The 4,893-nt window shown below is 75.2% G+C and carries 4 protein-coding genes and 1 pseudogene; all 5 read right to left on the bottom strand.

Annotation, left to right across the window (positions count from 1 at the left end; all coding sequences use genetic code 11):
- Positions 1-323: 323 nt before the first annotated feature.
- Entirely contained in the window at positions 324-725 is a 402-nt protein-coding gene (locus PV341_RS43785; protein ID WP_500322134.1) for a DUF742 domain-containing protein, read from the bottom strand.
- The gene (locus tag PV341_RS43780) at positions 722-1,171 is read right to left on the bottom strand and encodes a roadblock/LC7 domain-containing protein (protein WP_500322132.1); all 450 of its coding nucleotides are present in this window, start codon (positions 1,169-1,171) and stop codon (positions 722-724) included. Before PV341_RS43780 ends, PV341_RS43785 begins: the two co-directional genes overlap by 4 nt.
- Positions 1,168-3,498, bottom strand: a complete 2,331-nt coding sequence (locus PV341_RS43775; RefSeq protein WP_500322131.1) for a sensor histidine kinase — start codon at positions 3,496-3,498, stop codon at positions 1,168-1,170. Before PV341_RS43775 ends, PV341_RS43780 begins: the two co-directional genes overlap by 4 nt.
- 248 nt (positions 3,499-3,746) lie before the next feature.
- Entirely contained in the window at positions 3,747-4,505 is a 759-nt protein-coding gene (locus PV341_RS43770) for a Mut7-C RNAse domain-containing protein (protein WP_500322393.1), read from the bottom strand.
- A 181-nt stretch (positions 4,506-4,686) separates the two neighbouring features.
- Positions 4,687-4,893, bottom strand: a pseudogene (locus PV341_RS43765) (hypothetical protein); the annotation flags it as partial.

Below are 4,893 nucleotides of genomic sequence, written 5' to 3'. Positions count from 1 at the left end.
GTCTACGCGCGTCGCCGCCTGGGCGGTGGGGCCGTTCAGGGTCGCGAAGCCGGCGAACAGGCTGGTGAGCGCCACGAGGAGACCCAGGCGTCGACGCGCGTAGACACTGCGCCGCGCGAGAGCACTGCGTATCCGGGACATAGGGAACTCCCTTGGGTGTGGGGGTGTTTGGCCGCTGGAACCGTCGGCCATCCTTCTGCTGGGACGTTTCTGCCGGACGAGCGGCAGGTAACAGGTTGGCGACATGGACACGTCATGTCTAGAGGTCGGACCGCACCGGATCCGCGCCTCCTCCCCCGCGGGCCGGCGCGGGGGACCCGCCCTCACAGGGCGCGCAGCCCGCGGATCACCTCGCGCAGCAGATCCGCGTCGGGCCGCCCGGCGGCGGCCGGCGGCGGGTCCACCCGGGCGAGCCCGGCGTCGACCAGGTCACCGAGCACGACGCGCACCACGGTGACCGGGAGGTCGGCGTCGGCCGCCAGCTCCACCAGGGGCAGCGGCCCCTGACGGCGCAGCAGCTCCAGCAGGGAGGCGCGCGCGTGGTCGACCAGCCCGTGCGCCCGCGGGCCCGTGGGCTCGTCCAGGGCCCGGACCCGGTCCATCAGCGTGAAGGAGCGCTCCGTGTCGGGGCGAGTACGGCCCCCGGTCACGGTGTACGGACGGACGATCGGGCCGGACTCCTCGTCGTACCAGCGGTCCTCGCCGCCCTCGGCGCGCCGGGTCACTCCTCGCCCGGATCGTCCGCCGCGCGGGCGGGAGTGGCCAGGTGCCGTCCGGTGCGCTTGACGAGCAGGCCCATCTCGTAGGCCAGTTGCCCGACATCCGCGCCCGAGGCGCACAGGACCGCCAGGCAACTGCCCTCGCCGGCCGGGGTGACGAACAGGTAGGCGTCGTCCAGCATCACCATGACCTGGCGGACCCCGCCCACCGCGAACGACCGGCCGGCCGACTTGGCCAGGCCGTTGAAACCGGAGCACACCGCGGCCAGATGGTCGACGTCCTTGCCGGTCAGCCCCTTGGATGAGGCCGTCGCCAGCCCGTCCCCGGACAGCAGCACGGCCTGGCGCACGTGATCCGTGCGGTCCACCAGGTCGTCCAGCAGCCAGTCCAGACCCTCGGCGGCCCCGGCGTCCTCGGGATGTGCCGTGCCGGACGGCTCGGCGTCAGTCATGTCCCTGCCCCTCCTTCTCCCGCACCGTCGCGTCCCCGGTTCAGCCCTCGCTGGAAGGCCCCGAAGATCGCCCCCATCTGCTCCGGCGACAGGCCGGCGCCGGTGACCTCGCGCCCGGCCTCCGGATCGTCCGCCCCGGCGCGCAACTGCGGGGCCAGGTTCGCCTGGCGCACCCGTGTGGGCAGCGCCGCCGCCGCGCCGGTCCCGGGAGCCGTGGGCACGGCCGGGACCGGCCCGGGCACCGCCCGCGTGGCCGGCTCACGCCTGCGCCGCGGCAGCGGGCCGGACGGCTCCGCCACGGCCCCGTCGCCCGGCGCGCTCCCCGCGGTCACCGCCCGGGCCCCGGCGGCGGTCGCCACGGGCTCCGGCCCGGACTCCGTACCCGCCCCGGCGGTGACGGGCGCCAGCACCGGCCCCGGCAGGAAGACCACCGCCGTGGTGCCGCCGAACGGGGAGCGGGTGAGCGTCACTTCGACGCCGTGCCGGTGGGCGAGGCGGCCGACGACGTACAGGCCGAGCCGTTCGCTGCGCGCCGGGTCGAAGTCCTCCGCGTGCCGGAGCGTGGCGTTGGCCTGTTCGAGCTCGTCGGCGTCCATGCCGAGGCCGCGGTCGTCGATCTCCAGGGCGAAGCCGTGCGCGGCCTCGCCGACCCGCATGGTCACCTGGGTGCGCGGTGGGGAGAACACCGTGGCGTTCTCGACCAGTTCGGCGATGAGGTGGATCAGGTCGACCACGGCCTCGCCGACCACGCCGACCTCCGGCATGGGCGGCACCACCACGCGCGCGTACTCCTCGACCTCCCCGACCGCCGCGCCGACGACGTCGACGATCGGCACCGGCTTGCGCCAGACGCGTCCCGGCGCGGCCCCGGAGAGGATGATCAGGCCCTCGGCGTGGCGGCGCATGCGGGTGGTGAGGTGGTCGATGCGGAACAGCTCGGCGAGCGCGTCGGGGTCGGAGGTGCGCCGTTCGAGGGTGTCGACGAGCTTCAGCTGGCGGTGCACCAGCGCCTGGTTGCGGCGGGCGATGTTGAGGAACAGCGCCGACATCGCGCGCCGCAGGTCGGCCTGCCGGACGGCCGCCTCGACCGCGGCCCGGCGCGCCGCGTTCAGCGCGCGGCCGACCTGCCCGATCTCGTCCGGGCCCGCGCTGTCGGAGCCGTCGTCCTCCGGCCGCCCGAAGGCGAGCGGCGGCGCCTCGGCGGCCACGTCGACCTGCTCGCCCGCGCCCAGCCGCCGGGTCACCTCGGGGAGCTGGCGCACCGCCAGGGTGTCGGCGGCGTCCCGCAGTTCCTCCAGCCGCCGGGTGATCCGGCGCCCGGTGCGGACGGAGAACCAGAGGGACAGTCCCACGCCGAGCAGTCCCGCGCCGCCCGCGGCACCCGCGTACAGCAGCTCCCGCCGGGCGAAGTCCCGGCCGCGGGCGGCGGCGTTCTTCGCCGCGTCGGTGCACAGCAGCATGTACCTGCGGACGGCGTCGTCCATGGTCCGCCGCCACGACGCGCTCACCAGCACCTTGCCGGTGCCGGTCGCGCCGGCCCGGAGCAGGGCGTCCTCGCCCTCGACCAGGGACCGGTAGAGCGGCCCGCGCTCGAACTCCCGGAAGAGGGCGCGCGAGTCGGCGGGAAGGGGCGGTACGTAGGTGCGCTGGAAGACCCGGCGGTCCTCGATCGTGGCGGCCAGCCGGCGGAACCGGTCGGTGGTGAAGCCGCCCGCGACCCGTCCTCCGGTCACCAGCGCGTCCTCGTGGGAGACGAACTCGCGCACCCGGACGAGCCCGGCGACGTTCTGCGCCTCGCGGGCCAGCTGCCCGTTCTGCAGGGCGGTCAGGCCGGTCTGCACCTCGAAGGTGGGCAGGACGACGTCGGTGTAGCGGTCCACGGCGCGCGCCCAGTCGATCCGCCCGGCGATGACGTCGCGGCGCAGCGCGGGCAGCCGGTCCACGGCGGCGAGCGCCCGGGTGAGCACCCGGCTCTGGCCGGCGCTGAGGTCACCGCGCTCGCCCCGGTCGCCGATCGCCGCGCGCATCGCGGCGATCACCTCGTCGGTGTGCCGCTGCTGCCCGGTGAGGTCGGCCAGCGCGCTCCGGCTGCTCCCGGAGGCCAGGTACGCGGCGGACAGCCGCCGTTCGACCTGGATCTGGCCGACGGCGGTGTCGACCGGGGTCCCGTAGTGGACGTAGACGGCCTGCAGCCGGATGAGGTCGCGCAGTTCGCCCGTCACCGAGACCACGGCGAAGGTCCACAGTGAGACGAGGACGACGACGGGGATCAGCACCAGGGCGAGGATCCGGGTGCGGATTGTGCGGCTGCCGGGACGGCGACGCATGCACTCTCCAGGCTGCTCGGACGGTGGACAGCCGGATCCCGCCGCGCGGGACACGCTACGCGCCCGTACGACTACGTTCCGCTCGGCGGAACCGGTTGCGCAGTACCGTAGCGACGGCCTCTACCGGTGAGTAGCCGATGGGACGAATCGTGAAGTGCAAGCGCTGTGCCATGGCTCACAGTTGCCGCGGCTTGTGGGCCTTCGGGGCACTTGTCCCCACCGCGGGACGCCGGAGCCGCCCGCGACCCTCAGGAACCCCCGGCCCCCGACGGCACGGCGGAGCCGCCGCCGAACTCGCCCACCGCGTCCCGGACGATCGCGTCCAGCCGGGCGTGGTGCGCGCCGCGCCAGTACGGGCGCTCGCAGACGACGCACTGCGCGAACACGTCGTAGCTGCGCCGGGTGCCGTGCTCCAGCTTCTCCCACACGGTGTCCTTGTCGGCCTCCCGCAGCGGCCCGTTGCACGCCGTGCAGCGCGTCCAGGGCTCCAGGACGGGGGCGAACCGGCCGAGCACGTCGCGCAGTTGCTCGTCGGGCTGGTCGCTGTAGACGTAGGCGCCCGCCCACAGTTCCCGGCGGCGCAGCAGGCCGCGGTCCCGCGAGAGCATCACCCGCCGTTCGGCGGCCGACCGGGCGGCCAGGGCGGGGTCGCCGATGTCCTCGCTCTCGTACGCGGCGTCGACCCCCAGCAGCCGCAACCGCCGGGCGAGCGTGCCCAGGTGCACGTCGAGCAGGAAGCGCAGCGGCGCCCCCGGCACGGACTGCGGCCGCCTGACGGGCTCGACCTCGACGTGCACGCCGGCGACCGGGACGTACGAGACGGGGACCTCGCGGCCGTCCGCCAGCAGCCGGCCGACCTCGGTCAGCGGGACGCCGAGCGACTCCACGACGTGTCCCAGCGTGGACACCCCGTCGGTGACGACGGTGGTCCGCCCCTCCCGTCGTGGCGCCGCGGCGAAGAGCCGCAGCGCGGAGGCGAAGCTGATGCCGATCTCGGGTCCGTTCACACCGCTCACCCGGCCAGGATGTCACCTCGGCGGCGCAGGGCACACGGGGATTTCCCCGGGCGGGTCACACCGCGCCGTGCTCGACGGGGCTCTGGGCGCGGTCCGGCACCGCCTGCCGGGTGGCCACCTTGCGGCCGTCCTCACCGAGCCCCTCGCGCAGGGTGCGGGCCATGTCCGCCATTCAGCGGAACTCGCCCGTGGCCAGGAAGCGTTCGCCCGCGGCCTGCGGCGAGGCCATCGCGCGGATGTGGACGTCCACGAGGTCGCGCACGTCCAGACGGCGCCGGGCAGCACGGGGGTCCGTTACGGGTGCGGCCTGCTGCGGGTGCGGGTTGTGTGCGCCTGGGCGGGCATCCCCCGCCCAGGCGCACACAACCCGCACCCGCAG

The organism is Streptomyces sp. PA03-1a (genome assembly GCF_033792805.1).
In the GTDB taxonomy this organism is placed as follows: domain Bacteria; phylum Actinomycetota; class Actinomycetes; order Streptomycetales; family Streptomycetaceae; genus Actinacidiphila.
The sequence above is the reverse complement of the archived record's forward strand: the minus strand, read 5'-3'. Positions and strand labels throughout refer to the sequence as shown.